The sequence below is a fragment of the Halalkaliarchaeum desulfuricum genome (assembly GCF_002952775.1).
GTDB classification, from domain to species: Archaea; Halobacteriota; Halobacteria; order Halobacteriales; family Haloferacaceae; genus Halalkaliarchaeum; species Halalkaliarchaeum desulfuricum.
Map to the genome: position 1 here is coordinate 2,031,732 of NZ_CP025066.1, position 20,909 is coordinate 2,052,640.

The following is a 20,909-nucleotide window of genomic DNA, read 5'->3' on the forward strand; positions in this document are numbered from 1 at the left end:
GCCAATAAAACGTGATGGACCCTCGTTGGTGATCAAAAGTGATAACTCGAGCCTTGCTTTTAAGTCAATGGTGTCGGCTATTTAATACGATACCATGGGGTGTATGGGTGCGTCCAGGGGACAGTCCGCCGTCGTCGGGTACGTCATGGTGATCGGCCTGTCGCTTGCGGTCGTCGGCGTGGTCGTCGCGGTGGGGGCGGTGGCGATCGCCGACGTCGAGGAGTCCGCCCAGGCAAACCAGGCGGAGTCGGCGATGACGCAGTTCGACTCCACGGCTGCGGAGGTGGCGCTGGGGGAGTCGCCGAGACAGTCGATTCGGCTGGGTCAACACGGCGGTAGCGGTAGCGTCGAGGTCGACGAGAGTGCCGGGGAGATTACTGTCACGTGGATCGACGAGGACGACAATGAAACCAAGATTGCCGAAGACCAGTTCGGGAAAGTCGTCTACGAGTCAGGTGACCGGACAGTCGCCTACCAGGGTGGCGGCGTCTTCCGCGCCGAGAACGGCTGGAGCAAGATGGTGTCCCCGCCCGAATACCACTACCGCGACCGGACGCTGACGTTCCCGATCGTGAAAGTCGAGGGCGACACGTCGGGGGCGTCACCCGGTGATCAGTTTACGATCAGCGAGTCCGAATTCGATCGTCACTTCCCGAACGAAACGCATAGCAATCCCCTCGAGGGTGGACACGTTCACGTTGAGGTGACCAGTGACTACCATCACGGCTGGAAGCAGTTCTTCGAGACCAGAACTGAGGGAAGCGTGACTCACGACCCGGCCAACCGGACTGTGTGGGTGAACCTGACGGTGCCGTTCGAGGAGCAGTTCGCAAACGGTGTTGCGACGACCTCCAACGATCCCGACGCAGTTTACACAGACGGGAATGCGTCGGGCGGCTTCGAGGATTCGGTGACCCAGGTTGATCGTCCGTCGGCCAGTCCGAATGTAGAGGAACGAATCTCCCACTGTGAAAGTGAGGATTGTGACGACCTGAATAGCACGCCGTTGGACAACGGCACGTATTACGCGGACAATGACACCTCTCTCTCAGGGGCCACCTACGACACCTCGGATGGGGACATCCAAGTCGTCGTCGACGGAGATCTGGAACTTGCCGAGGATCAACACAATGTGACCGGTGATGGGAAGGTTACGTTCTACGTCAACGGAAGTGTATCCGTAAGCGGGAGTACCGAGGTAAACCCCGATGGAAGCCCCGGAGACGTGGTATTGATGATGCACACTGACGCCGGAAATATAACTGTAAATGGACAGGCACAGTTTACAGGATACATTTACGCTCCTGGTTCGGAACTGGAGATCCTCGGAGGTGGAAACCGTGACAACATCGTCGGTGCGGCCGTAGTCGAACGAGCTTACTCGAATGGAAACGGGAAATTGGTGCACGAACCTGACGAAGACTTCGAATTCGAATTAGACCGCGAGACGATTTCATACGTTACCTACCTCCACGTCACCGAAAACCGAATCGAGGTTTCGACCGCCGACAACTAGCTGAGGGCTATCACGTCCGATAATTCGATCCGGAGCTTTTTGTATGAAACCAGTGAATCGCCGGGCGAACAGATGGCAACAGATTCAGCCGCTCTCGACGGCGCCGACGAACCGACAGTCGAGAGCTATCTCACGCCGGCGGCCGACTTCCTGTTGATCGTGACGATCACGATTCTCGTGTCGGTCGCCGCCGTTGCACTGATGATTCCCTAGCCCATGGACCGATCGAATCGAACTTCTCGTCCGTCACGAGCGCGAACTCTGGCTCCTCGCAGTTCTCCTGTACGGCGTCGGGGACACCGTCTCGACGCTGGGTGGCCTCTCCGTTGGCACGGTCGCCGAGGCCGGCCCCCTCGCTGCGCCGGCGCTGGAATCGTTTGGTCACGCCGGTTTCGATCTCTCACATGAGTTCGGTTTATCAATAACTGTCAGGAGACTCACTACTATGGAATCGGCACTCGACCGGCACGTCACGCTGCGGCAGGTTCTGGCCCTGTTGCTGGTTGTTGCGATCGTCAGCCTGGTGTTCGGGATCGTTCTGGGCGGGCTGGTGGTCACTCCAGATCCGACAGAACCCGACGATCCACCGTCGCCGGCGGTGTTCTCGGCTCAATCACACGCCGACGAGGACCGGATCGTCTATACGTTCACACCGGACTCGGAGATGCTTTTCCCGTATCGGGTGTCCTACGTCGTCTCCGAGAACGGAGCCGAGATCCAGCGGATCGACGAGAGAACGGAGAACCTCTCTGCCAGCGAGCCGCTGCGCGTCGAGATCGACGATCGGGTGCCGGATGCGGAGTACACGATCGAGATCTCGATCCGGGACGAACACGACCGCACCGTCTACGACGCCCGGATCGTCGTCGGCCCGCTGTCGGATCAGGGCTGAGTGGTGGGCCCGCTGTCGAATCAGGGCTGAGTGGTGGTGGGTCCGTCTTTTTCGATATCACTACCACAACAATTGAGAGATAGTTATTTAGCTGAGAGACGGAGGTTCCGGACAAGGCAGCATACTCCCCTAGCAAAACGCATATATCTTGATTGAACGAAAAACTAATTGTGAGTTTCGAATAGCTCCTCGAGAGCCCAGCTGCTCCCGACCGCACCGGAGATGAGGAAACCCAAACGCAGCACCCAAGATGACCTCGATTCGACATCGATCGACCGATCTCGAGGGGAAACGGAGTTCAACCACCGGTATCGAAGACCCGCTGGCGTTGGCGTCGGATCTCGCGCCGGACGCGGATCGGCACCTGAAAGTGACCGACAGCATGTGTCCGGAGTGCGTCGCAGAAGGGCAGTACGGGGAGATGACCGTCCCCATGGTAGTCTACGAGGAGGACGGCGAAATCCGGCTGGCGAAAGAGTGTGAAGACCACGGAACCGTCCGGGACGTTTACTGGAGCGACGCCCACATGTATTATCGGGCCCGGGAGTGGGCCGAGTTCGACGACCACCTCGACTCCCAGCACGTCACTCCGGATGACGGTGTCTCGTGCCCGACGGACTGTGGACTGTGTCCGCTGCACAAGTCACACACAGGGCTCGGAAACATCACGGTATCCAATCGCTGTGATCTCAGTTGCTGGTACTGTTTCTTTTACGCCCGGGAGGACGACCCGATCTACGAGCCGACGATCGACCAGATTCGAGAAATGGTGCGGTCGATGACATCCGAGGAGCCGATCGGCACCAACGCGATCCAGATCACCGGTGGCGAGCCCACGTTGCGTGACGACATCGTCGAGGTCGTCGAGGCGGTCGCCGAGGAGGTCGATCACATCCAGTTGAACACCCACAGTGGCCGTCTCGCCGGAAACGTGGACCTGGCGCGGGACCTGCGAGACGCGGGCGTAAACACGATCTATACCAGCTTCGACGGGGTCAGTCCGGAGACGAACGTCAAGAACTACTGGGAGATGCCCGAGGCGATCCGGACCTACCGGGAGGCGGACCTGCCGGTCGTTCTCGTGCCGACGCTCATCGGCGGGTACAACATCGCGGAGGTGGGCGAGATACTCAGGTTCGCGGCCGCAAATTCGGAGACGATCCGGGGCGTGAACTTTCAGCCGGTGTCACTCGTCGGCCGGATGCCCGACCACGAACGACACGAACAACGGATGACGATCCCCGATGCGATCCACGCCATCGAGGAGGGAACTGACGGTCAAATTCCTGCAGACGCCTGGTATCCGATCCCGAGCGTCCTTCCAGTCTCGGAGTTCGCCAAAACCTGGAACGACGCCCCGCTGTATGAGCTCTCGAATCACTTCGCCTGTGGCATGGCGACCTACGTCTATGAGGACGGTGATTCCCTCGTCCCTATCACGGACTTCTTCGAGGTCGGCCCGTTCCTCCAGGCGCTCCGGGAGATCGCGGATGCATACGAGGAACCGTTGTCGAGATTCGAGCGGAGCCGGGTCGGTGCGCGGTTGGCCTGGGAACTCTACCAGGCGGTCGACAGGGGTGCCCAACCCGAGAACGTCCAGATCGGGAAGTGGTTGCTCGAAGCGCTTACTGCAGGCACGTACGAGGGATTGGTGGAGTTCCACGAGAACTCGCTGTTTCTCGGCATGATGCACTTCATGGACCCGTACAACTACGACGTCGATCGGGTGCAACGATGTGACGTTCACTACGGAATGCCCGACGGTCGGGTAGTTCCGTTCTGTGCGTATAACGTCATCCCGGACCTGTATCGGGACACAACCCAAGAGGAGTACGCAGTGACGGCCGAGGAGTGGGCTGACCGCGAGTATGCGACTCTCACCGACTCCGACGCGCCGGACCGAACACGACTCCGCTCGGAGATGGTCACGGGCCGCGAGGAGGACGAGGAGTTCCTCCGGGAAGGGCCGGGTATCTACGGGTACGACGTGAAACGACGCCGCAGGATCGACGAGGACGATCAGTCACGAATTCGTGAGACGTATCGTCGAGCTATCGAGGATCTCGAACCGGTGTAGCAACTGACGAAGTGTGGACCTGCAGATCCTCAGGTGACGACCCAGAAGGGGAATTGCGGGGAGAAACGAGTCTGCGAGCCTACGAATCACCGGGACTGATTCGTGACAGACGGAGCGCGTTCCCGGTGACGGCAACCGTCATGCCGGCGTCGCCGATCAACACCGCCGCCCACACGGGTACCAGGCCGAACGGGACGCCAGCGGCCAGCGCCGCCTTCGCTGCGAGGCTCGACCAGATATTCTGTCTGATGACGCCGTTCGAGCTGTGAGACAGTTTATATAGGTATGGCAACCGCGAGAGGTCATCGCCCATGAGCGCGATGTCGGCTGTCTCGATTGCAGTATCGGTGCCGGCTGCACCCATCGCGATCCCCACGTCCGCTGTCGCCAGCGACGGGGCGTCGTTGACCCCATCGCCAACCATTGCGACGCGATCCCCCGCCTGCCTGAGCTCCTCGATCGCCGCGACCTTCCCCTCCGGGAGGAGCCCCGCTCGATACTCGTCAACGCCGACTTCGGAGGCGATCGCCCCCGCAGTCCGCTCGTTGTCGCCGGTGAGCATGACGATCCGACTGACTCCGAGCGCCCGGAGCCGGTCGACGGTGGCCTTCGCCTCCGGCCGGAGATCGTCGGCGACGGCGATCACACCCTCCAGCCCCGCTTCGGTGCCGACCAGAACCACCGTCTTGCCCTCCGACTGGAGCCGGGGAATCGTCTCCTCGAGCAGATCGAGACAGTCGTTTCGCTCGCAGATGCTCCGGCTCTTGGCGGTGACGACCCCACCGTCGGTGGCGGCGTGGACGTGGGTCAGGTCGAACCCGAGCTCCTCGAAGAGTCCGGGCTTGCCGGCGTAATGTCTCCGTTCGCCGACGGTCGCTTCGACTCCTTTGCCGGTGAGGCTCTCGAAGTCGCCGACTGGTGGTCGATCGATCCCACGGTCGGCGGCGTGCTCGACGATCGCCTCCCCGATCGGATGCTCCGACCGGGATTCGATCCCCCGGGCACACCGGAGGACGTCCGACTCGCTGTGGCCGTTCAGGGGGACGACGTCGGTGACGACCAGTTCCCCTTTCGTGAGGGTGCCGGTCTTGTCGAGGGCGATGGCGTCGATCTCACCCATCGTCTCGAGGTGATTGCCTCCCTTGATGAGGACGCCGTTCTTGGCGGCGCTGGTGATCCCGGAGACGACCGAGACGGGCGTTGAGATGACGAACGCACACGGACATGCGAGCACCAGAAGCGTCAGTCCGTAGAGGAACCAGATCTCCCAGGCGCCCGGGAACGTGTAGCTGTAGCCGGCGAGAAGTTCGACAGTCAGCCCGTCGGCGATCAAAAGCGGCGGGACGATCGCCGTGAAGATCGCCAGCGCGACCACAATCGGGGTGTAATATCCCGCGAACCGGTCGACGAACTGCTCGCGCTCGGTCCTGTTCGCCCGGGCGGCCTCCACCAGCTGGATGATCCGCGAGAGGGTGTTCTCGGCGGCTTCGGCGGTGACTTCGACCTCCAGGTAGCCCGACTCGTTGATCGTGCCCGCGAACACCTCGTCGCCGGGCATCTTGTCTACCGGCACCGACTCGCCGGTGATCGGCGCCTGGTTGACGGCGCTTTCTCCGGCCTGGACGGTCCCGTCCATCGGGATCTTCTCGCCGGGGCGAACGATCGCGACGTCGCCGACGCGGACGTCCTCGACGGGGATCGTGAGCTCTTCGCCGTCCCGCCTGACCGTCGCCTCGTCCGGCGAGAGGTTCAAAAGCTCCCGCAGCGAGTTTCGAGCCCTGTCGATGGAGTACTGTTCGAGCAGTTCCGCCACGCTGAACAGGAACGAAAGCAGCGCCGCCTCCAGGTACAGCCCGGCTCCGAAGCCGAAACTGGCGAGCAGCGCGCCGATGATCGCGATCGAGATCAGCAGGTCGATGTCGAGACTCCGGTTTCGGGCCGAATAGTATCCGTTTTTGAGGATGGTCTCCCCGGCGGCCGCCGTCACCGCGAGGAACAGCAGATCCGCAACCAGGAGGTCCCGTCCCAGCACGGCGAGGATCTCGGCGTTCGCCCCCGACATCGGGAACTCGACGAGCAGCCCGACGAGCGCGAAGATTCCGCTGACCCACGTTTTGATCGCGCGCTCGCTCCACCAGACGCTGTCGGGGTCGGTGATTACGCGGTTCGTTCCGTCCCCGTCCCGGTGGTCGCCGTCTCCGACGCCCGGGATCGGAACCGACGAGTCGACGATGTTGTAGCCCGCACCTCTCACGGCGTCGGCGATCTCCGATGGCGACCATTCGTCGGGGTCGTACCGGACGATTACCTTCCCAGCAGTCGGGCGGGTTTCGTAGGCGACGCCACCGAGTCGGTCGAGGGCGTTGGAAACCTTGCCGGCACACGATGGACAGTCCATCTCCGGGACCTCGAGTTCGAGGCGTTCGGTCCCGTCGTCTACGGTAGTCATCTATCGACGCTTGGGGACGGGGTCTTATTAATCGAGCTATTATCGCTTAAGTACTCATTGTTAAATCCCGGTTGTCCGCAGGCGATTGAGCGAAGCGAACGATCGCGGTTCAGGTTGATGTACGCCCGGAACACTACCTGGCGAGTTTCTACAGAGAAAGCAGGCAGAGTGCCTCGGGGTCGTCCGAAAATCAGAGATTTTCGGGATCACGAGAATCTCCGATTCTCGAACGACTTGACCCCGAGGGTGAATGCCGTAAGCTCTATTAGACGTGTTCAGTACGTTCGATATACTGTTCAATCGTCTGGCTAGATACCTCACCAGCCGTTCCAATGTAGTACGACTCTTCCCAGAATCCACCACCCCAGAAGTAGTTTTCCAAAAGAGATTCGTGTTGCTGCCACATCTCTCTGGCTGTACTGCTCTTGATTTTCCGTGCAATCTCGCTCGGGGAATTCTTCGGATGTGCTGAAACAAACAGATGTACGTGGTCGGGCGAGATATGCAACGATAATATCTCGTAGTTGTACTCGTCACACACCTCTCTGAACGATGTATCTAACGACTGTTCTATCGGCACTGCTGAGGCACTTGTTCGAGATGGACGCGAAGAATTGCACGTCACCGTCACGAATGAAACTGCTGAAGTTGGGACACAAACAGCGGCAGAAACGGTTGTTGGCGTCGATATTAATGAAGACTGTGTTGCGCTGGCGGCACTGACTGAACACGGAATCGAAGACTCAATTGTTCTCGACTACCCGGAAATCAAGGAACAACGCCACCGCTACTTCACGATGCGGAAGCGGATGCAGGAAGCCGGACAGACTGCGTTCAACGGCGTGTTCCGCGACAAGGAGCAACGGTTCGTTCACGACCAGCTACACACGGTTTCACGGCGTGTAGTCGAGTGGATTCAGCGGTTCGACAGTCCCGTGATTGTCTTTGAAGACCTCAAAGACATGAGAGACGACATTGAGTACGGGACTCGAATGAACCGCCGTCTTCACTCACTTCCGTTCGCCAAACTTCGGGATTTCATCACGTACAAGGCCGCATGGAAGTGTATCCCGTCAGATGACGTTAACCCTGAGTACACCAGCCAACGGTGTCCGGTCTGTGGACACACAGAGCGAGCGAACCGCCACAAGAAGCGGTTCAAATGCTGTGAGTGCAAACATCAAGACCACGCTGACCGTGGTGCTGGTATCAGTGTCGCGCAGAAGTGGCTGAGAAAGCAAGCGGACAGAAATGTGCCTGCTCTCAACACACTCCCGCAGGTGCGGAAATGGGAGTTGCGACGGCAGGCATCGGGGCCTGTGGACGGCCCGACCGTGACCCACCACACCGTTGAAGGCCATCAGACCGAGGGTGTGTCGGGTGTGTCCGACCAATCCACGGGAAGAAGCTCCGGGGTCGTACGGAAGACACAGTCTTCCGTGATGACGAGAGACGAAGTCTCTCGAACCACTTGACCCCGGAGCAGCTCACTAGTAGTCTTGGTAATCCGTTCCGAAGACGGCCCTACCGCTGATCCCCCAATAGTATGTACCGATCAGAGAATCTCGTCGATCCAGTCACACCACGACTGAAAATCGTTTGCACCACACTGAGTAGCGATGCTGCGTAATGTGTCACCACTGATTTCTTTTCCCATTGGAATCGTCACGTTCCGAACTTCTCCGGTTTCTGGATGTATGTATCGAAGTTTCAGATGACTACCAGCTCGGTCTACAGGCTGGTACCCCATCTCTGTGAGAGCGTTCACGAGTTCACGGGATGAATACGGGGGAGCCACAGTCACTCAGAGAACCAGGGGGCATCAGGTTCGCGTTGCTCGTCCGGAACTGTATCTGGGTCGAGTCCCAGGTCGCGCAGATCGGCGTCGGTTACTGGCTCACCGATTTCTCCGTTGTGCAACGCGACTGCTTCATCCAAATTCACCAGAGCTTCAGAACGAGTTTCGCCCTGACTGGCCACACCAGTCTCTTCGTCGATGGCTGACCACTCTCCGCCTTCCTCTTGGACGAGACGGATTTCACGTCGTGGTGTCTCCGGAGCGTCAGCTTTAGCCATACGGCTATGTAGGTCCAATAGCGACAAAACGCTTCGGGAACGTGTTGTCACAGACAAGCGGGGATACTCAACTCGACGTCTGATTGATTATTTTCCTATCTTTGTGAGTTGACTCCACGAACCACAAACAGGTGGGGGCCCCCGACATTTACTGAAATTCTGCTGATTTGGTCATCTCTCAGCGTCAATCCTGCTGTGAGATGCGCACCTCTCCTTAGGATTCTAAAAGATACAGCGAGAGTTCCACGGGTCACCTGACCCGTGGGTGAATCGCGTACGCTCCTCGCTGTAATCCACAGTTTTTGTTGTTTCAGTCCGTTAATTCAGGTAGGAACTCACCGTTAACAACCTCTCAAAACCCACGCACTGAAACATGGTAAGACGTGGTGAGACGGGTGGTGTCGAGCCCGAGTAAAGGGGCTGACCTTCACGGACACAGCGGGAACGCCGGTCGTGGCCACATGGCGAACGAAGCGCTAAGTGAGCCATAATGTACGCCCGGAACACTAACGTCCGGTCTCATCTCCGGCGGCGTGCCGCGTCGACCGGGAAACCCTCGTGCCGGGCGGTCCGCTGTGTGCCGCGGACGCGCTGTCGCGTGCCCGGGTTCGTCGCACTGTCATCGCACCCGTCCGGGTGAACTCGGGCGAGGACTTGAGGCACGCACTTATCGGTTGGTCTCCCGGCGCTTTACCTGTTTTGTCTGTCGGGCTCACGGAGAACCCCCGCGTACGTCCGATCGCGGAGGGCGTTCGAACGGCGATTTCGACGCGAACCCGAACCGACTTATGTCCCTGTAGCCCAGGTTAACCAATGACTGTACATGTAGGCATTCTCGGCGCCACCGGCGCCGTTGGCCAGCGATTCATCCAGCTACTCGACGAGCACCCGACGTTCGAACTCGCCGCAGTGACCGCCAGCGAAGCAAGCGCGGGCAAACGGTACGCGGAGGCTGCGAAGTGGCGCGTCGACACCCCGATCCCGGAGGAGATCGCAGACATGGAGGTCGTCGAGACGACCCCCGAGGCCGTTCCCGACGACGTCGACCTGCTGTTCTCTTCGCTCCCGTCGGGCGTCGCAAGCGACGTCGAGCCGGCGTTCCTCGAGGACGGCTACGTCGTCTCCTCGAACTCCTCGAACGACCGCATGGCGCCGGACGTGCCGCTCACGATCCCCGAGATCAATCCCGATCACCTCGGACTGATCGAAGTCCAGCGCGAGGAACGGGGCTGGGACGGTGCGCTAGTAAAAAACCCGAACTGTTCGACGATCACGATGGTCCCGACGCTTTCGGCCCTCGACGAGTTCGGGCTCGAACGGGTTCGCGTCTCGACGTTGCAGGCGGTCTCGGGGGCGGGCTACTCCGGGGTCACCTCGATGGAGATCATCGACAACGCCCTCCCGCACATCGGCGGCGAGGAGGAGAAGATGGAAACGGAGTCCCGGAAACTCCTGGGCTCGTTCGACGGCGCCGAACTCGACCTTCACGACGCGGACGTCTCCGCCTCCTGCAACCGGATCCCGACGATCGACGGCCACCTCGAGAACGTCTTCGCCGCGCTCGCCGAGGAGCCGGACGCCGAAGAGGTCCGGGAGGCGATGCGCTCGCTGCCGGGGATCGACCTCCCCAGCGCCCCCGACCAGTTGATCCACGTCTTCGGCGAGGAGCAGCCCGACCGGCCGCAGCCGCGGCTCGACCGGACGACCGAAAACGGCATGGCGGTCGTCGCCGGCGGCGTCGAGACCACCGTCGACGGGGTGAAGTACAACTGTCTGGCCCACAACACGATCCGCGGCGCGGCGGGCGCGTCGATCCTCAACGGCGAGTTGCTGGTCGAGGAAGGTTGGATCTGAGCAGTCTCCGAGACGCCAATCTCGATCGCAACCGGACAGGTATCCGACGCACGGTACACGCGGGCTGTCCGTCTGGTGGCGGTTAGCTTTTCACAGTCGACGCCCGGAGAGGCTGCATGGACCTACAGGACGTTCTCGAAGACGTCGCCGCAGGCGAGACAACAGTCGAGGAAGCGCGGCGGGCCATCGACGGCTACACGCGCGTGGACGACTTCGCCCGCCTCGACACCGGCAGGGCAGATCGCGCCGGGATCCCGGAGGTCGTCCTCGGGGACGGAAAATCGATCGAACATCTCCGCTCGATTGCACTCTCGTTTCTCGAGGAACGAGGACACGTCGTTCTGACCAGGGTCGACGAAGCCGCAGTCGACACCCTCGACGGGGTCGCTCACGACATCGACTGGTATCCGGAATCGCGGATCCTCGTGCTCCAGACAGCCGCGTACGAACCCCCCGAGCCGGACGGCACGGTTGCGGTAGTCTCCGGCGGGACCGCGGACGTTCCGGTGGCCGAGGAGGCTGCCGTGACCGCACGCGAAATGGGCTGTACCGTCGAAACGTTCTACGACGTCGGCGTGGCCGGCATCCACAGGATCCTCTCGGAGGCTGATGCCCTGGCACGTACCGACGCCGTCGTCGTCGCCGCCGGACGGGAGGGGGCATTGCCGACGGTCGTCGCCGGGCTCGTCGACGTTCCGGTGATCGGTCTGCCGGTGTCGATCGGCTACGGTCACGGCGGCGGGGGCGAGGCCGCCCTGGCGGGAATGCTGCAGTCCTGTACCGTGCTCTCGACGGTGAACATCGACGCGGGGTTCGTCGCCGGCGCGCAGGCGGCACAGATCGCCAGAACCTGATCTCCCCCCGAACCTCGCCCCGCGAAGCCGGTCAGTTCTCGCCCTCCGGACTCACGCTCCCGGTTCGATACCCTTCGAGGTCCAGCGTGACGGTGTCGAATCCGGCTTCTTGGATGTGCTCTCTTGCGGCCCGTGCGAACGCCGGATCGAACGCCGCCTCGAGTTCGTCCGCGCCGATTTCGATCCTGGCCATCCCGTCGTGGTCCCGGACGCGGAACTGAGAGAACCCCCAGTCCCGAAGGAACTGTTCGGCCCACTCGATCCGGGAGAGCCGCGCTTCGGTCACCTGCTGTCCGGTCGGGATGCGAGAGGAGAGGCAGGCCATCGACGGTTTGTCCGCCACAGACAGGTCGTACGACGAGGCGATGGCGCGAACCTGCGCTTTGGTGACGCCGTGAGCCAAAAGCGGCGAGTACGCCTCCTGTTCGTCGACCGCCTGCAGGCCCGGGCGATGTCCCCCGTCGATGTCGCTTGCGTTGGTGCCGTCACAGACAGTGTCGATACCCAGCTTTGCTGCGGCGTCGTACAGCTCCCCCAGTCGCATCGTCCGGCAGTAGTAACACCGCTCGTCGTCGTTTTCGACGAACCGGTCGTCGTCCAGTTCGCTAAACGAGACGGTTTCGTGGCGGATTCCGATCTCTTTTGCGACGCGTGTCGCAGATTCGAGCTCCGCCTGCGGGAGCGTTTCGCTTCTGGCAGTCACGGCGACGGCGTCGTCGCCGAGGGCGTCGTGTGCGAGCGCGGCGACGACCGAGGAATCCACGCCGCCGCTGAACGCGACGACGACGCCACCGTCCCTGGAGCCGAGGTCTGCCGTTATCTCGTTGATGGTGCCGGCGATGTCAGACATCACTCGTGGGTACCATGGGAGAGACCACCCTAACAGTTTCCCTCCGGGACTGCGCAGTCGATGTCGGCTTCGGTACCTCCCGTCGACGACCTCAGGCGCCTTCCTGTAACCGTTCGAATCGTTCCTCGAAGTTCGCCAGACACGACCCACAGCAGAAGTGATACAGGGTGTCGTCGATCCGGGCTGACTCTCCCTCGCTGGTGACGGTGTTGCCACATTCGACACACTCGATTGCCAACTCGGCGTCGCCCAGCGTGGGCGACCACGAGGAGCCGGCGAGGAGTTCCACCTCGAGCCCCCTGATCAGCTCCTCGTCCCCGCCGAGCAGTTCCGAAACCAGGGGTCTGACGTCCCCGTCCGAGACGATGGCGACGAACACCAGGTCTCCGGCCGCGGTCAGGAACGCGTGTTCGACCCGATCGTGGGATGAAACCTCCTCTACCGCCGGCTCCGCGGCCGGGTCCAGGGTCACGGTGATCAGCAGTCGTGCCCCTTCCGTGAGCATCGACCGGTCGAGTGTGACCGTGAACGACTCGAGGACGCCGAGTTCCTGGAGCCGCTCGACGCGGTCGGAGACTGCCGGTGCCGAGAGGCCGACACGGTCGGCGATGTCGCTGTACGGCCGTCGAGCGTCCGAAAGCAGTAGCCTGAGGATTTCCCGATCGGTCTCGTCGAGTGTGCGCATATGTTCCCGTATGTTTCTATCCTCAAGTGTGTTTGCCGTTTGCTTACGGTTCGAAAGTCCGCAGCCGAAATCGAAACTGGATACGAAAGGAAAACCCACATAGATCGCGACAGTGTACTCTATGGTATGTCTACGACACTCACCGTGTCCGGAATGGCGTGTGATGGCTGTGAAGACGCGATCGTCGAAGCGCTCGAGGGCGTTTCGGGGGTCGAAACCGCGAGCGCCGACCACGAGGCCGGCACCGCGACTGCGGAGGGCGACGCGGATCGGAACGCACTCGTCGCTGCAGTCGAGGAGGCCGGCTACGAGGTCGAAGCCTGACTGACGGCGCCGAGGCCTGCTTGCCATCGCCGACGTAGCGAACCGACGTTTTTCCGGGACGAATAAACTCGACACCAGTTGTTCGTTCGTGAGATAGAAACGTTCAACCGGCACCGCTTCGACGCCTCGGACATGAAGCTCGATGACGTCGAACACATCACGGTGCTCGGTGCTGGAAACATGGGACACGGCATCGCGGAGGTCGCGGCGCTTGCCGGCTACGACGTCCGGATGCGGGACATCAAAGAGGAGTTCGTCCAGGACGGCTACGAGCAGATCGAGTGGAGCCTCGGCAAACTCGCCGAGAAGGACCGCATCTCCCAGGAGGAGGCCGACGAGGCGCTCGAACGCGTAACTCCCCTCGTGGATCTCGAGTCGGCCGTCGAAGACGCCGATGTCGTCATCGAGGCAGTCCCCGAAAAGATGGAGATCAAGCGGGACGTCTACGAGGAACTCGAGGAATACGCGCCCGAACACACAGTCTTCACCTCGAACACGTCCAGTCTATCGATTACGGACCTCTCCGAGGTGACGGAACGTCCCGAACGCTTCTGTGGGATGCACTTTTTCAACCCCCCGGTTCGGATGGACCTCGTCGAGGTCATCTCCGGGGGCCACACCGACGACGAGACTCTGGACCTGATCGAAGAGCTGGCGGAATCGATGGACAAAACGCCGGTACGGGTCCGCAAGGACAGCCCCGGGTTCATCGTCAACCGCGTGCTGGTGCCGCTGATGAACGAGGCTGCCTGGATCGTCGAAATGGGCGATGCGACGGTGGCCGAAGTCGACTCGACCACCAAGTTCGATATCGGCCTCCCGATGGGCGCCTTCGAACTCGCAGATCAGGTCGGGATCGACGTGGGCTATCACGTGCTCGAGTACATGCACGACCAGCTCGGGGACGCCTACGAACCGTGTCCCGTCCTCGTCGAGAAAGTCGAGGCCGAAGAGCTCGGCAAGAAGACCGGAAAAGGCTTCTACGACTACGAGGACGGGGGTGCAGACGTCCCGACCGGAGAGGGTGACGACGACGTCCGGCTGCGACTGCTCGCAGTGATGGCAAACGAGGTCGCCGGACTGGTCGAAAACGACGTGGCGGATCCGGCGGCGATCGATCGGGCGGTGAAACTGGGCGCGGGGTTCCCGGACGGGCCGGCAAAGATGGCCGACGACGCCGGGATAGAGACGCTCGTGGAGACGCTCGAGGAGCTGTACGATCGCAGCGGTGCCGCCCGATACGAGCCCGAAGACTGTCTCGTCGATCTGGCTGAATCCGGCGGAACGTTCCACGGCGAGGACGGGGACGTCTCCGAGGACGAGGGCGACGCGTTCGACTTCGAGACGCTGTCCGTCGAAATCAGCGACCGGGTCGGCCACGTCCAGCTCTCGCGGCCCCACCGGATGAACACGATCAGCAGCGAACTGCTCGAGGAGCTTTCGACGGCGATCGACGAACTCGAGACACACGAGGGGGTACGGGCGATCCTGCTGACCGGCGAGGGCGACCGCGCGTTCTCGGCGGGCGCAGACGTCCAGAGCATGGCTGCTGGCGGCGCGGACCCGCTTGCAGGCGTGGAACTCTCCCGGAAGGGCCAGCAAACGTTCGGCAAACTCGAGGAGTGTGACATGCCGGTTCTGGCGGGGATCGACGGCTACTGTCTCGGCGGCGGGATGGAGCTGGCGACGTGTGCGGACCTCCGGATCGCGACGGAGCGATCCGAACTCGGCCAGCCGGAGCACAACCTCGGGTTGCTCCCCGGCTGGGGCGGGACACAGCGGCTCCGGCACATTGTCGGTGAAGGCCGGGCCAAGGAGATCATCTTCACCGCCGAGCGCTACGACGCGGAGACGATGGAAGAGTACGGCTTCCTCAACGAGGTCGTCGACAACGAGGAGTTCGAGGATCGGGCGTTCGAACTCGCATCCGATCTGGCGAGCGGGCCGCCGATCGCCCAGCGGTACACGAAGCGCGCGATGCTGTATGGCCGCGAGGACACCGACGCGGGACTCGAAATCGAGGCTCAGGCGTTCGGTCACCTCATGGCGACTGACGACCTGATGGAGGGAATCACCGCCTTCATGGGCGACTCCGAGCCGGAATTCGAAGGCAAGTGAACCGCGGCCGTTCTTCCCGTCCTGACGTGTCCGTGGCGTGGTACCACCCGCCGAACGAAATCATTTAATCCCGTCCCGAAGAACTCACGCGTATGCTCCCGGTTTTACTCCAGTCGGAACCGCTACCGGTCGCCGAAATGGGTGCGACGGTACTTCTGGCGTCGTTGCTGGTCACCGTGATCTGGCTCGTCTACCTGTATCGTTGAGTTCGCCGTCGGCCACGACTTCAGTCTCGCTGTCGACTACGCTGTTTCGGATACTTCCGGCCCCTCGACGACGTCGATTCGCTCACGCAGCCACGATGCCGCGTCCTCGAGGGTTTCGGGATCGCGGGCGGTCACTTTCACTCTGACGTTCTCGCCGGGGTACGAACCGACCGAAACCCCGAACGTCTCCTGGAGCGTCACCATGAGGTCGATCAGTTCGCTCTCCGGCTGCGGCGTGGTGAGAAACGTCGTGTAGGTCCGATCGCCGCTGAACTCGTCGGCGACGAGCTGGAACATGGCTTTCATTTCGGCGGGGACCCCCGGCAGGACGTAGACTGTTTCGACGACTGCCCCCGGGGCAACCCCCTCCTCGTTCGGCAGCATCCGCGCGCCCGCCGGCAGGTTGGTCGTCCCCGCGACGAGGTCGTCTGCGCTGTATCCGCCGTGCTCTTCGAGCCACGCGAGCGCCCCCTCGTGAGGCTCGACCTCGCGACCGAACGCCGCCGCGACCGCCTCCATCGTCACGTCGTCGTGGGTCGGACCCAGCCCGCCGGTGGTTATCACGGCGTCGTACTCTGCGCGGTATTCGTTGACCACGCGGGCGATTTCTCCGATCTCGTCGGGGACAGTCGTCACCCGCCGAACTTGCACCCCGCGTTCGGTTAGCTGTCCACACAGCCACGTGGAGTTCGTGTCCTGGGTGTCACCGGCGAGCAGTTCGTCGCCCACGGTGACGATGGCTACGTCCATGTATTACGGCACGGGCGTCGGGCACAAAAACGCGCGGTCCCCTGCGGACGGATCGACGTTCGGGAGTAGGAGGTGGCGACGCCGGCGTCGACTGCTCACCGCAGCCCTGGCGGCGGATCGTCGTCGTCTTCGTACTCGTCGATCTCCTCTTCGACGTCCAGTCCCATCTCCTTGCGCCGCCGCGTGAGCTCTTCGATCCGTCGGCGGTAGTGGTACAGCCCGACTACGGCGATCACGGCTGCAATGGCGAGTCCGCCGGCAAAGATCCACAGGTCACGCTGGAGGTAAAACTGGACGATCACCGTCTCGCCGGTGAAGTCGTCCCAGACGACGTGCTGGCGATCGCCGCGGATTTCCGTCTCGTATCCGCGCGGGGCGACGTTACCGAACAGGAAAAAGTCCATCCGTCGGTCCGGCGGCAGAACCACCTCGACCGCCCCCTCTACGGGTACCTTGGCGACGAATCGCTTGGGTGTACTCGAGGCCGTAAACGCGAGGCTGTCTGCCTCGCGGTCGTCCGGGAACCGGACCCAGATCTCGTCGGTCGTCTGCTCGACCTCCCCGCCGTGGGCGCGGAACGTCGAGCCGTTGACGATTTCACCGTCGGCGTACTGGACCCGGAACGCGCGCATGTCGATCGGCTCTTCGGTGCCGTATCCCGTCTCGCGGTGGAGACGGACCTCCTCGCGGTTGGTTACGTTGTAGACGGCCCGGTAGTTCGCCTCTGTCGTCACGACGAGATAGCCGTCCCGGTCGACGTCGAACTCGTAGGGTTCGGCCGGCTCCCTGTCGAGCGTTTCGTCGTCCACCTCGCCGCCGCCCGTCACGTAGGCGAGACAGCCGGCACTCAGCGCCAACAGCGCGACCACGACAACGGCGAGAAGCAGTCGGCGACTGACGGTCATGGAACGACACAGCGCAGCTCGGCGGGGAGATACTCGCCGATCGCCGCCAGAAGCCCCGGCGGGTCGGTGTCCTCCGTACAGACGATGCTCTGTTCGAGCAGTCCCAACCGTTCGACGGTGACGATGTCGTGGGCGTGTCCCGCCCGGTTCACCGTCGCCCGTACCTCGCCGCGGGTCGCGCTGTTTACGTTCACCCGACCGGTGCCGCGGGTCCAGTCGTACAGTCGATCACGCTCGGCGTCGGCGAGCCGTGGGGGCTCGCCGGCGACGAACCGCATCGGGAGATGCTGGACGAGCCCGTATCGCTTCACGAGCTGTTCTGGGGTCCCCGGTCCCAGGCCGAGTTCGTCGGCAGGCACCTCGATCGGCCGTCCCGCATCGAGGATGAACCCCGCATCGTCCCACGACTCCAGTGTGCCGACGTACGTCCCTCCTGGCTCCATCTCTTCGGGGATTTCGCCCCACTCTTCGGCGAGGAGGTTCTCCGCGACCGTCGCGTCCTCCCCCTCGAACTCGACCTGGACGAACTCGTCTTTGCTCCTGACGCCGACGGTCCACTCGACGTCGAGTTCGCCGACGGCGTTGTCGACGAGCGCGTTCATCCCGTCCAGGGCGCGGTTCCGGGCGTCGCCCGCAACGTAGCACTTCGTAGCGAGTACAACCATCAGTTCGTCACATCGACGTTGAGTTCGTCCCGAAGTTCCTCGCGTCGCCGATCCATCGCGTCGATCAGGTGATCGTTCTCCATCGAGTCCAGTGGCGAGCCACATTCGGGGCACTCGAACCCGAACTCCATCGCCTCTCCGAACTCGAACCGGATCGAACACACCTCACAGAGGTAGAATTCGTGGTTGCGCTCGTACTCCTCCCGCTCTTCGATCGCCTCCAGCAGCCGGTGCATCTCCTCTTCGAGGTTCTCCGGGATGTTCTCGTACTCGAAGGTCCACAGGTACGTGAGCCATCCGGAATCCTCGTCACGAACGCGCCGGTAGGCGGCGAGATCGTTTTCATAGAGGATGAAAAGCGCGCGCCGAACGTCGTTGAGTTCCAGATCGAGGCGCTCGGCGAGTTCCTCGTCGGTCACCTCGCCGTCCGGCGGGGCCGCGGCGACCGGCATCCCCGTCGGTCCCACGAGTTCGTGGAGGTATTTCTGGATGACGGGATCGTTCAAGAGCTCCTCAAAAGCCATTACGGATAGATGGGTCCGGAACTCGTTTAAAAGCTCCGGATGCGGGCGTTCTTCCCACCTGCGATTCCAGGCGCGGGCGTCGACGCTTCTACGACCACTCTTTGCCCGAAGCGAGATCGATCCCGTTGTCCAGTTTCGAGGACGGACAGAGATCCTCCAGCACGCAGTCGTCGCAATCGGGATTTCGCGCCGTACAGGTCGCCCGACCGTGGTCGATGAAGAGATGAGTGAACTGCTGCCAGTTCTCCTTCGGGACGATGTCCATCAGGTCCTCCTCGATCGCCTCCGGCCGACGTGCTTCTGTCAACCCGAGGCGACGGGAGAGTCGCTGGACGTGCGTGTCGACGACGATCCCCTCGACGACGTCGTGGCCGTGCTGGAGGACGACATTTGCAGTCTTCCGACCGACGCCGTCGAGGTCGGTGAGCTCCGACATCGTGTCCGGAACCTCCCCGTCGTGTTCCTCGACGATGTCCCGGGCTGCAGATCGGAGATAGCCCGCCTTGTTGTTGTAGTAAGTAATCGAGCTCAGTCGCTCGGCCAGTTCGTCCTGATCAGCGTTGGCGAAGTCCTGCGGCGTCGCGTACTCCTCGAAAAGCTCCGCCGTCGTCGCGTTCACCCGCTCGTCGGTACACTGCGCCGAGAGCACGACCGCCACGAGCAGCTCGAAGCGGCTCGAATAGTTCAACGAAATTGTCGAGTCGGGATACGCGTCGTACAACCGGTCAAGAACCGCTGTGGCCTGTTCTTCTCGTTCGGCGAGCGGGGTCCCCATGGCCGGTCGTTTGCGACGAACGGAATGAATCGTTCGGTTCGGATCTTCGGCGTGCTATCGGTCCGGTTTATATTCCGGCGAATCTCAGGTTCGGTCGTGTCCCGCTCCCGCCGTTCCCGTGCTCGTCCGACATACGACCGCCGTCCCGACGAGTTCTACTGGCTGTGGATCGTCGCCACGGCAGCCTACGGCGTCGGCGACGTGGTGACGACGATCGCGCTCGTGTACTTCGTCCCCCATCTCGGCGAGGGAAATCCGATCGTCCGGTTCGCGATGGATTCTCTCGGTCTGTGGGGGCTCGTCGCCGCGAAGCTGGCGGCGTTTCTGGTGATGGTGTGGATCAGTCATCTGGGTGCCCGTGACGGCGACACGTTGCTGTACTACTTTCCTCCGCTACTACTCACGATCGTCGGGGTGATGGTCACGGCCGTGAACCTTCGGTTGCTGTTCACCTGATTCCCGGCGCTCGATTCCTGGCGCTCGACTCCCGACGCTCGACTCCCGGGTCCCGACTGATCCGAGCTACTACCCGTCCAGGTCGCGAGCGATTTCCGAGAGGGAAGAGGCGGGTCCCCGAGTGACCGAGTAGACCGTCCGGCTTCCGGGAATCCGGAGACCGTACAGTTCGCCGGCGACGACTTCGTCGACCTCCAGGGAGTCTCCCGGTTGTTTGCCGACTTCTTCGAGCCATGCGCGTAGCTCGTTATCGCCCTCGGTCGGCGACCGTGCCAGACGACGGTTTTCGTACGCCCCTCGAAGGAGTAGACCGTTCGCGTCGGCGTGGACTCGACTGTGGTACGTTTTCCGATCCAGAACCAGCCTGACGAGGTCGCCGTCGGAAACGTCGAGTTCCTCCCCGAGGCGAACGCAGCGACGGCGCGTCCCGCCGAAGCGGTCGACGTGCGCCCGGGTCGTCGACACCGCGTCGGCGTCGGAAGGAAGGCGGTCGGGCATCTCCAGCCCGACGGTTACTCCGCTTCGAACGCGTCGGCGACGTCGCCGTCGCCGGCGACGACCTTCGCGTTGATCTGGGCGGTCTCGTCGCTGATTTCGCGGCCCCGAACGGTGATCCGCCTGCGCTCGCCGTCGCGGCTCGGCTTGTAGCCGACCCCGCCCTCGAGCAGCAGTTCCTTCAACCCCGATCCCGACACGTCGGCACGCATCGGACGGCCCGTCACGTCCGAGCCGCCGGTCACTTCGAGGGTGAAGCCGTCGAGGCCGACGGCGCTGCCGTCCACCTCGTCGCCGAGCTCCCGCCCGATGAATCGGTTCGCGTCCTGTCCGTCGACTTCCGCCTGATACGTCTCGCCGGTTTCGGGATCGGCGACGACGACTTTGAATTCGGCCATACCACGAGAACGCGGCCGGGCAATAAAAAGAACGTCGAAA

Annotated in this window: 21 protein-coding genes and 2 pseudogenes; 10 read left to right on the top strand and 13 right to left on the bottom strand. The window is 62.3% G+C overall.

Annotated features, from left to right (window positions below; genetic code table 11):
* The first annotated feature begins 103 nt into the window (after positions 1-103).
* The 4 genes from AArcSl_RS10190 to tes all read left to right on the top strand — a co-directional run bounded on the left by AArcSl_RS10190 (position 104) and on the right by tes (position 4,485).
* A complete protein-coding gene (locus tag AArcSl_RS10190; RefSeq protein ID WP_119818573.1) occupies positions 104-1,516 on the top strand; it encodes a DUF7289 family protein in 1,413 nt (470 codons plus the stop codon).
* A gap of 72 nt (positions 1,517-1,588) precedes the next feature.
* Positions 1,589-1,729 carry a hypothetical protein gene (locus AArcSl_RS16850; protein ID WP_154670818.1) on the top strand — a complete coding sequence of 47 codons (141 nt, stop codon included), beginning with the start codon at positions 1,589-1,591 and terminating at the stop codon, positions 1,727-1,729.
* 232 nt (positions 1,730-1,961) lie between these two features.
* The gene (locus tag AArcSl_RS10195) at positions 1,962-2,408 is read left to right on the top strand and encodes a hypothetical protein (RefSeq protein ID WP_119818576.1); all 447 of its coding nucleotides are present in this window, start codon (positions 1,962-1,964) and stop codon (positions 2,406-2,408) included.
* Positions 2,409-2,658: 250 nt separating this feature from the next.
* The gene (gene tes, locus AArcSl_RS10200; RefSeq protein ID WP_119818579.1) at positions 2,659-4,485 is read left to right on the top strand and encodes a tetraether lipid synthase Tes; all 1,827 of its coding nucleotides are present in this window, start codon (positions 2,659-2,661) and stop codon (positions 4,483-4,485) included.
* Between the two features lie 79 nt (positions 4,486-4,564).
* Here the strand turns inward: tes and AArcSl_RS10205 are convergent, their stop codons facing one another.
* A complete protein-coding gene (locus AArcSl_RS10205) occupies positions 4,565-6,934 on the bottom strand; it encodes a heavy metal translocating P-type ATPase (protein ID WP_119818582.1) in 2,370 nt (789 codons plus the stop codon).
* A 265-nt stretch (positions 6,935-7,199) separates the two neighbouring features.
* A pseudogene (gene tnpA, locus AArcSl_RS10210) lies at positions 7,200-7,511 on the bottom strand (IS200/IS605 family transposase); the annotation flags it as partial.
* Between tnpA and AArcSl_RS10215 the strand changes: the two are divergent.
* Positions 7,492-8,409 (top strand): annotated as a pseudogene (locus tag AArcSl_RS10215) (RNA-guided endonuclease TnpB family protein); the annotation flags it as partial. The pseudogenes tnpA and AArcSl_RS10215 overlap by 20 nt on opposite strands.
* Positions 8,410-8,489: 80 nt before the next feature.
* Here AArcSl_RS10215 and AArcSl_RS10220 read toward each other — a convergent pair.
* Both AArcSl_RS10220 and AArcSl_RS10225 read right to left on the bottom strand, forming a co-directional pair.
* Positions 8,490-8,738 carry a type II toxin-antitoxin system HicA family toxin gene (locus tag AArcSl_RS10220; RefSeq protein ID WP_394337298.1) on the bottom strand — a complete coding sequence of 83 codons (249 nt, stop codon included), beginning with the start codon at positions 8,736-8,738 and terminating at the stop codon, positions 8,490-8,492.
* A complete protein-coding gene (locus AArcSl_RS10225; RefSeq protein ID WP_119818588.1) occupies positions 8,735-9,010 on the bottom strand; it encodes a type II toxin-antitoxin system HicB family antitoxin in 276 nt (91 codons plus the stop codon). The genes AArcSl_RS10220 and AArcSl_RS10225 overlap by 4 nt, the downstream gene beginning before the upstream one ends.
* Positions 9,011-9,823: 813 nt before the next feature.
* On the opposite strand from AArcSl_RS10225, the gene asd reads away from it, so the two are divergent.
* Both asd and larB read left to right on the top strand, forming a co-directional pair.
* A complete protein-coding gene (asd, locus tag AArcSl_RS10230; protein WP_119818591.1) occupies positions 9,824-10,864 on the top strand; it encodes an aspartate-semialdehyde dehydrogenase in 1,041 nt (346 codons plus the stop codon).
* Between the two features lie 116 nt (positions 10,865-10,980).
* Positions 10,981-11,718 (top strand): nickel pincer cofactor biosynthesis protein LarB, encoded by a 738-nt coding sequence (gene larB / locus AArcSl_RS10235; protein ID WP_119818594.1) that lies wholly within the window; start codon positions 10,981-10,983, stop codon positions 11,716-11,718.
* A gap of 31 nt (positions 11,719-11,749) precedes the next feature.
* On the opposite strand, the gene larE is transcribed toward larB, so the two are convergent.
* Complete coding sequence (larE, locus tag AArcSl_RS10240) at positions 11,750-12,568, bottom strand: ATP-dependent sacrificial sulfur transferase LarE (RefSeq protein WP_119818597.1); 819 nt, start codon at positions 12,566-12,568, stop codon at positions 11,750-11,752.
* Positions 12,569-12,659: 91 nt separating this feature from the next.
* On the bottom strand, positions 12,660-13,253 hold the full coding sequence (locus AArcSl_RS10245) for an AsnC family transcriptional regulator (RefSeq protein WP_119818600.1): 594 nt from the start codon (positions 13,251-13,253) through the stop codon (positions 12,660-12,662).
* A gap of 126 nt (positions 13,254-13,379) precedes the next feature.
* On the opposite strand from AArcSl_RS10245, the gene AArcSl_RS10250 reads away from it, so the two are divergent.
* Both AArcSl_RS10250 and AArcSl_RS10255 read left to right on the top strand, forming a co-directional pair.
* On the top strand, positions 13,380-13,577 hold the full coding sequence (locus AArcSl_RS10250) for a heavy-metal-associated domain-containing protein (RefSeq protein WP_119818603.1): 198 nt from the start codon (positions 13,380-13,382) through the stop codon (positions 13,575-13,577).
* Positions 13,578-13,709: 132 nt separating this feature from the next.
* Positions 13,710-15,695, top strand: a complete 1,986-nt coding sequence (locus AArcSl_RS10255; protein WP_119821906.1) for a 3-hydroxyacyl-CoA dehydrogenase/enoyl-CoA hydratase family protein — start codon at positions 13,710-13,712, stop codon at positions 15,693-15,695.
* Between the two features lie 242 nt (positions 15,696-15,937).
* Here AArcSl_RS10255 and AArcSl_RS10260 read toward each other — a convergent pair whose 3' ends face one another.
* The 5 genes from AArcSl_RS10260 to nth all read right to left on the bottom strand — a co-directional run bounded on the left by AArcSl_RS10260 (position 15,938) and on the right by nth (position 19,520).
* On the bottom strand, positions 15,938-16,651 hold the full coding sequence (locus AArcSl_RS10260; protein ID WP_119818606.1) for a competence/damage-inducible protein A: 714 nt from the start codon (positions 16,649-16,651) through the stop codon (positions 15,938-15,940).
* 95 nt (positions 16,652-16,746) lie between these two features.
* Positions 16,747-17,556, bottom strand: coding sequence for a DUF5803 family protein (locus tag AArcSl_RS10265; protein WP_119818609.1), 810 nt, complete (start codon positions 17,554-17,556; stop codon positions 16,747-16,749).
* Complete coding sequence (locus AArcSl_RS10270; protein WP_119818612.1) at positions 17,553-18,221, bottom strand: DUF2110 family protein; 669 nt, start codon at positions 18,219-18,221, stop codon at positions 17,553-17,555. Before AArcSl_RS10270 ends, AArcSl_RS10265 begins: the two co-directional genes overlap by 4 nt.
* Positions 18,221-18,745: a transcription factor gene (locus AArcSl_RS10275; RefSeq protein ID WP_119818616.1), complete on the bottom strand. Its 525-nt coding sequence runs from the start codon at positions 18,743-18,745 to the stop codon at positions 18,221-18,223. The genes AArcSl_RS10270 and AArcSl_RS10275 overlap by 1 nt, the downstream gene beginning before the upstream one ends.
* 88 nt (positions 18,746-18,833) lie before the next feature.
* Positions 18,834-19,520 carry an endonuclease III gene (nth, locus tag AArcSl_RS10280; RefSeq protein WP_119818619.1) on the bottom strand — a complete coding sequence of 229 codons (687 nt, stop codon included), beginning with the start codon at positions 19,518-19,520 and terminating at the stop codon, positions 18,834-18,836.
* Positions 19,521-19,616: 96 nt separating this feature from the next.
* On the opposite strand from nth, the gene AArcSl_RS10285 reads away from it, so the two are divergent.
* Entirely contained in the window at positions 19,617-19,976 is a 360-nt protein-coding gene (locus AArcSl_RS10285; RefSeq protein ID WP_119818622.1) for a hypothetical protein, read from the top strand.
* A gap of 69 nt (positions 19,977-20,045) precedes the next feature.
* Here AArcSl_RS10285 and AArcSl_RS10290 read toward each other — a convergent pair whose 3' ends face one another.
* Both AArcSl_RS10290 and AArcSl_RS10295 read right to left on the bottom strand, forming a co-directional pair.
* The gene (locus AArcSl_RS10290; protein WP_119818625.1) at positions 20,046-20,474 is read right to left on the bottom strand and encodes a DUF7112 family protein; all 429 of its coding nucleotides are present in this window, start codon (positions 20,472-20,474) and stop codon (positions 20,046-20,048) included.
* A gap of 14 nt (positions 20,475-20,488) precedes the next feature.
* Positions 20,489-20,869, bottom strand: coding sequence for a 30S ribosomal protein S6e (locus tag AArcSl_RS10295; RefSeq protein ID WP_119818628.1), 381 nt, complete (start codon positions 20,867-20,869; stop codon positions 20,489-20,491).
* Positions 20,870-20,909: the final 40 nt, after the last annotated feature.

Coding starts and splice junctions, on each gene's coding strand:
- AArcSl_RS10190 (WP_119818573.1), top strand. CDS start 104: ATGGGTGCGTCCAGGGGACAGTCCGCCGTCGTCGGGTACGTCATGGTG.
- AArcSl_RS16850 (WP_154670818.1), top strand. CDS start 1,589: ATGGCAACAGATTCAGCCGCTCTCGACGGCGCCGACGAACCGACAGTC.
- AArcSl_RS10195 (WP_119818576.1), top strand. CDS start 1,962: ATGGAATCGGCACTCGACCGGCACGTCACGCTGCGGCAGGTTCTGGCC.
- tes (WP_119818579.1), top strand. CDS start 2,659: ATGACCTCGATTCGACATCGATCGACCGATCTCGAGGGGAAACGGAGT.
- AArcSl_RS10205 (WP_119818582.1), bottom strand. CDS start 6,934: ATGACTACCGTAGACGACGGGACCGAACGCCTCGAACTCGAGGTCCCG.
- AArcSl_RS10225 (WP_119818588.1), bottom strand. CDS start 9,010: ATGGCTAAAGCTGACGCTCCGGAGACACCACGACGTGAAATCCGTCTC.
- asd (WP_119818591.1), top strand. CDS start 9,824: ATGACTGTACATGTAGGCATTCTCGGCGCCACCGGCGCCGTTGGCCAG.
- larB (WP_119818594.1), top strand. CDS start 10,981: ATGGACCTACAGGACGTTCTCGAAGACGTCGCCGCAGGCGAGACAACA.
- larE (WP_119818597.1), bottom strand. CDS start 12,568: ATGTCTGACATCGCCGGCACCATCAACGAGATAACGGCAGACCTCGGC.
- AArcSl_RS10245 (WP_119818600.1), bottom strand. CDS start 13,253: ATGCGCACACTCGACGAGACCGATCGGGAAATCCTCAGGCTACTGCTT.
- AArcSl_RS10250 (WP_119818603.1), top strand. CDS start 13,380: ATGTCTACGACACTCACCGTGTCCGGAATGGCGTGTGATGGCTGTGAA.
- AArcSl_RS10255 (WP_119821906.1), top strand. CDS start 13,710: ATGAAGCTCGATGACGTCGAACACATCACGGTGCTCGGTGCTGGAAAC.
- AArcSl_RS10260 (WP_119818606.1), bottom strand. CDS start 16,651: ATGGACGTAGCCATCGTCACCGTGGGCGACGAACTGCTCGCCGGTGAC.
- AArcSl_RS10265 (WP_119818609.1), bottom strand. CDS start 17,556: ATGACCGTCAGTCGCCGACTGCTTCTCGCCGTTGTCGTGGTCGCGCTG.
- AArcSl_RS10270 (WP_119818612.1), bottom strand. CDS start 18,221: ATGGTTGTACTCGCTACGAAGTGCTACGTTGCGGGCGACGCCCGGAAC.
- AArcSl_RS10275 (WP_119818616.1), bottom strand. CDS start 18,745: ATGGCTTTTGAGGAGCTCTTGAACGATCCCGTCATCCAGAAATACCTC.
- nth (WP_119818619.1), bottom strand. CDS start 19,520: ATGGGGACCCCGCTCGCCGAACGAGAAGAACAGGCCACAGCGGTTCTT.
- AArcSl_RS10290 (WP_119818625.1), bottom strand. CDS start 20,474: ATGCCCGACCGCCTTCCTTCCGACGCCGACGCGGTGTCGACGACCCGG.
- AArcSl_RS10295 (WP_119818628.1), bottom strand. CDS start 20,869: ATGGCCGAATTCAAAGTCGTCGTCGCCGATCCCGAAACCGGCGAGACG.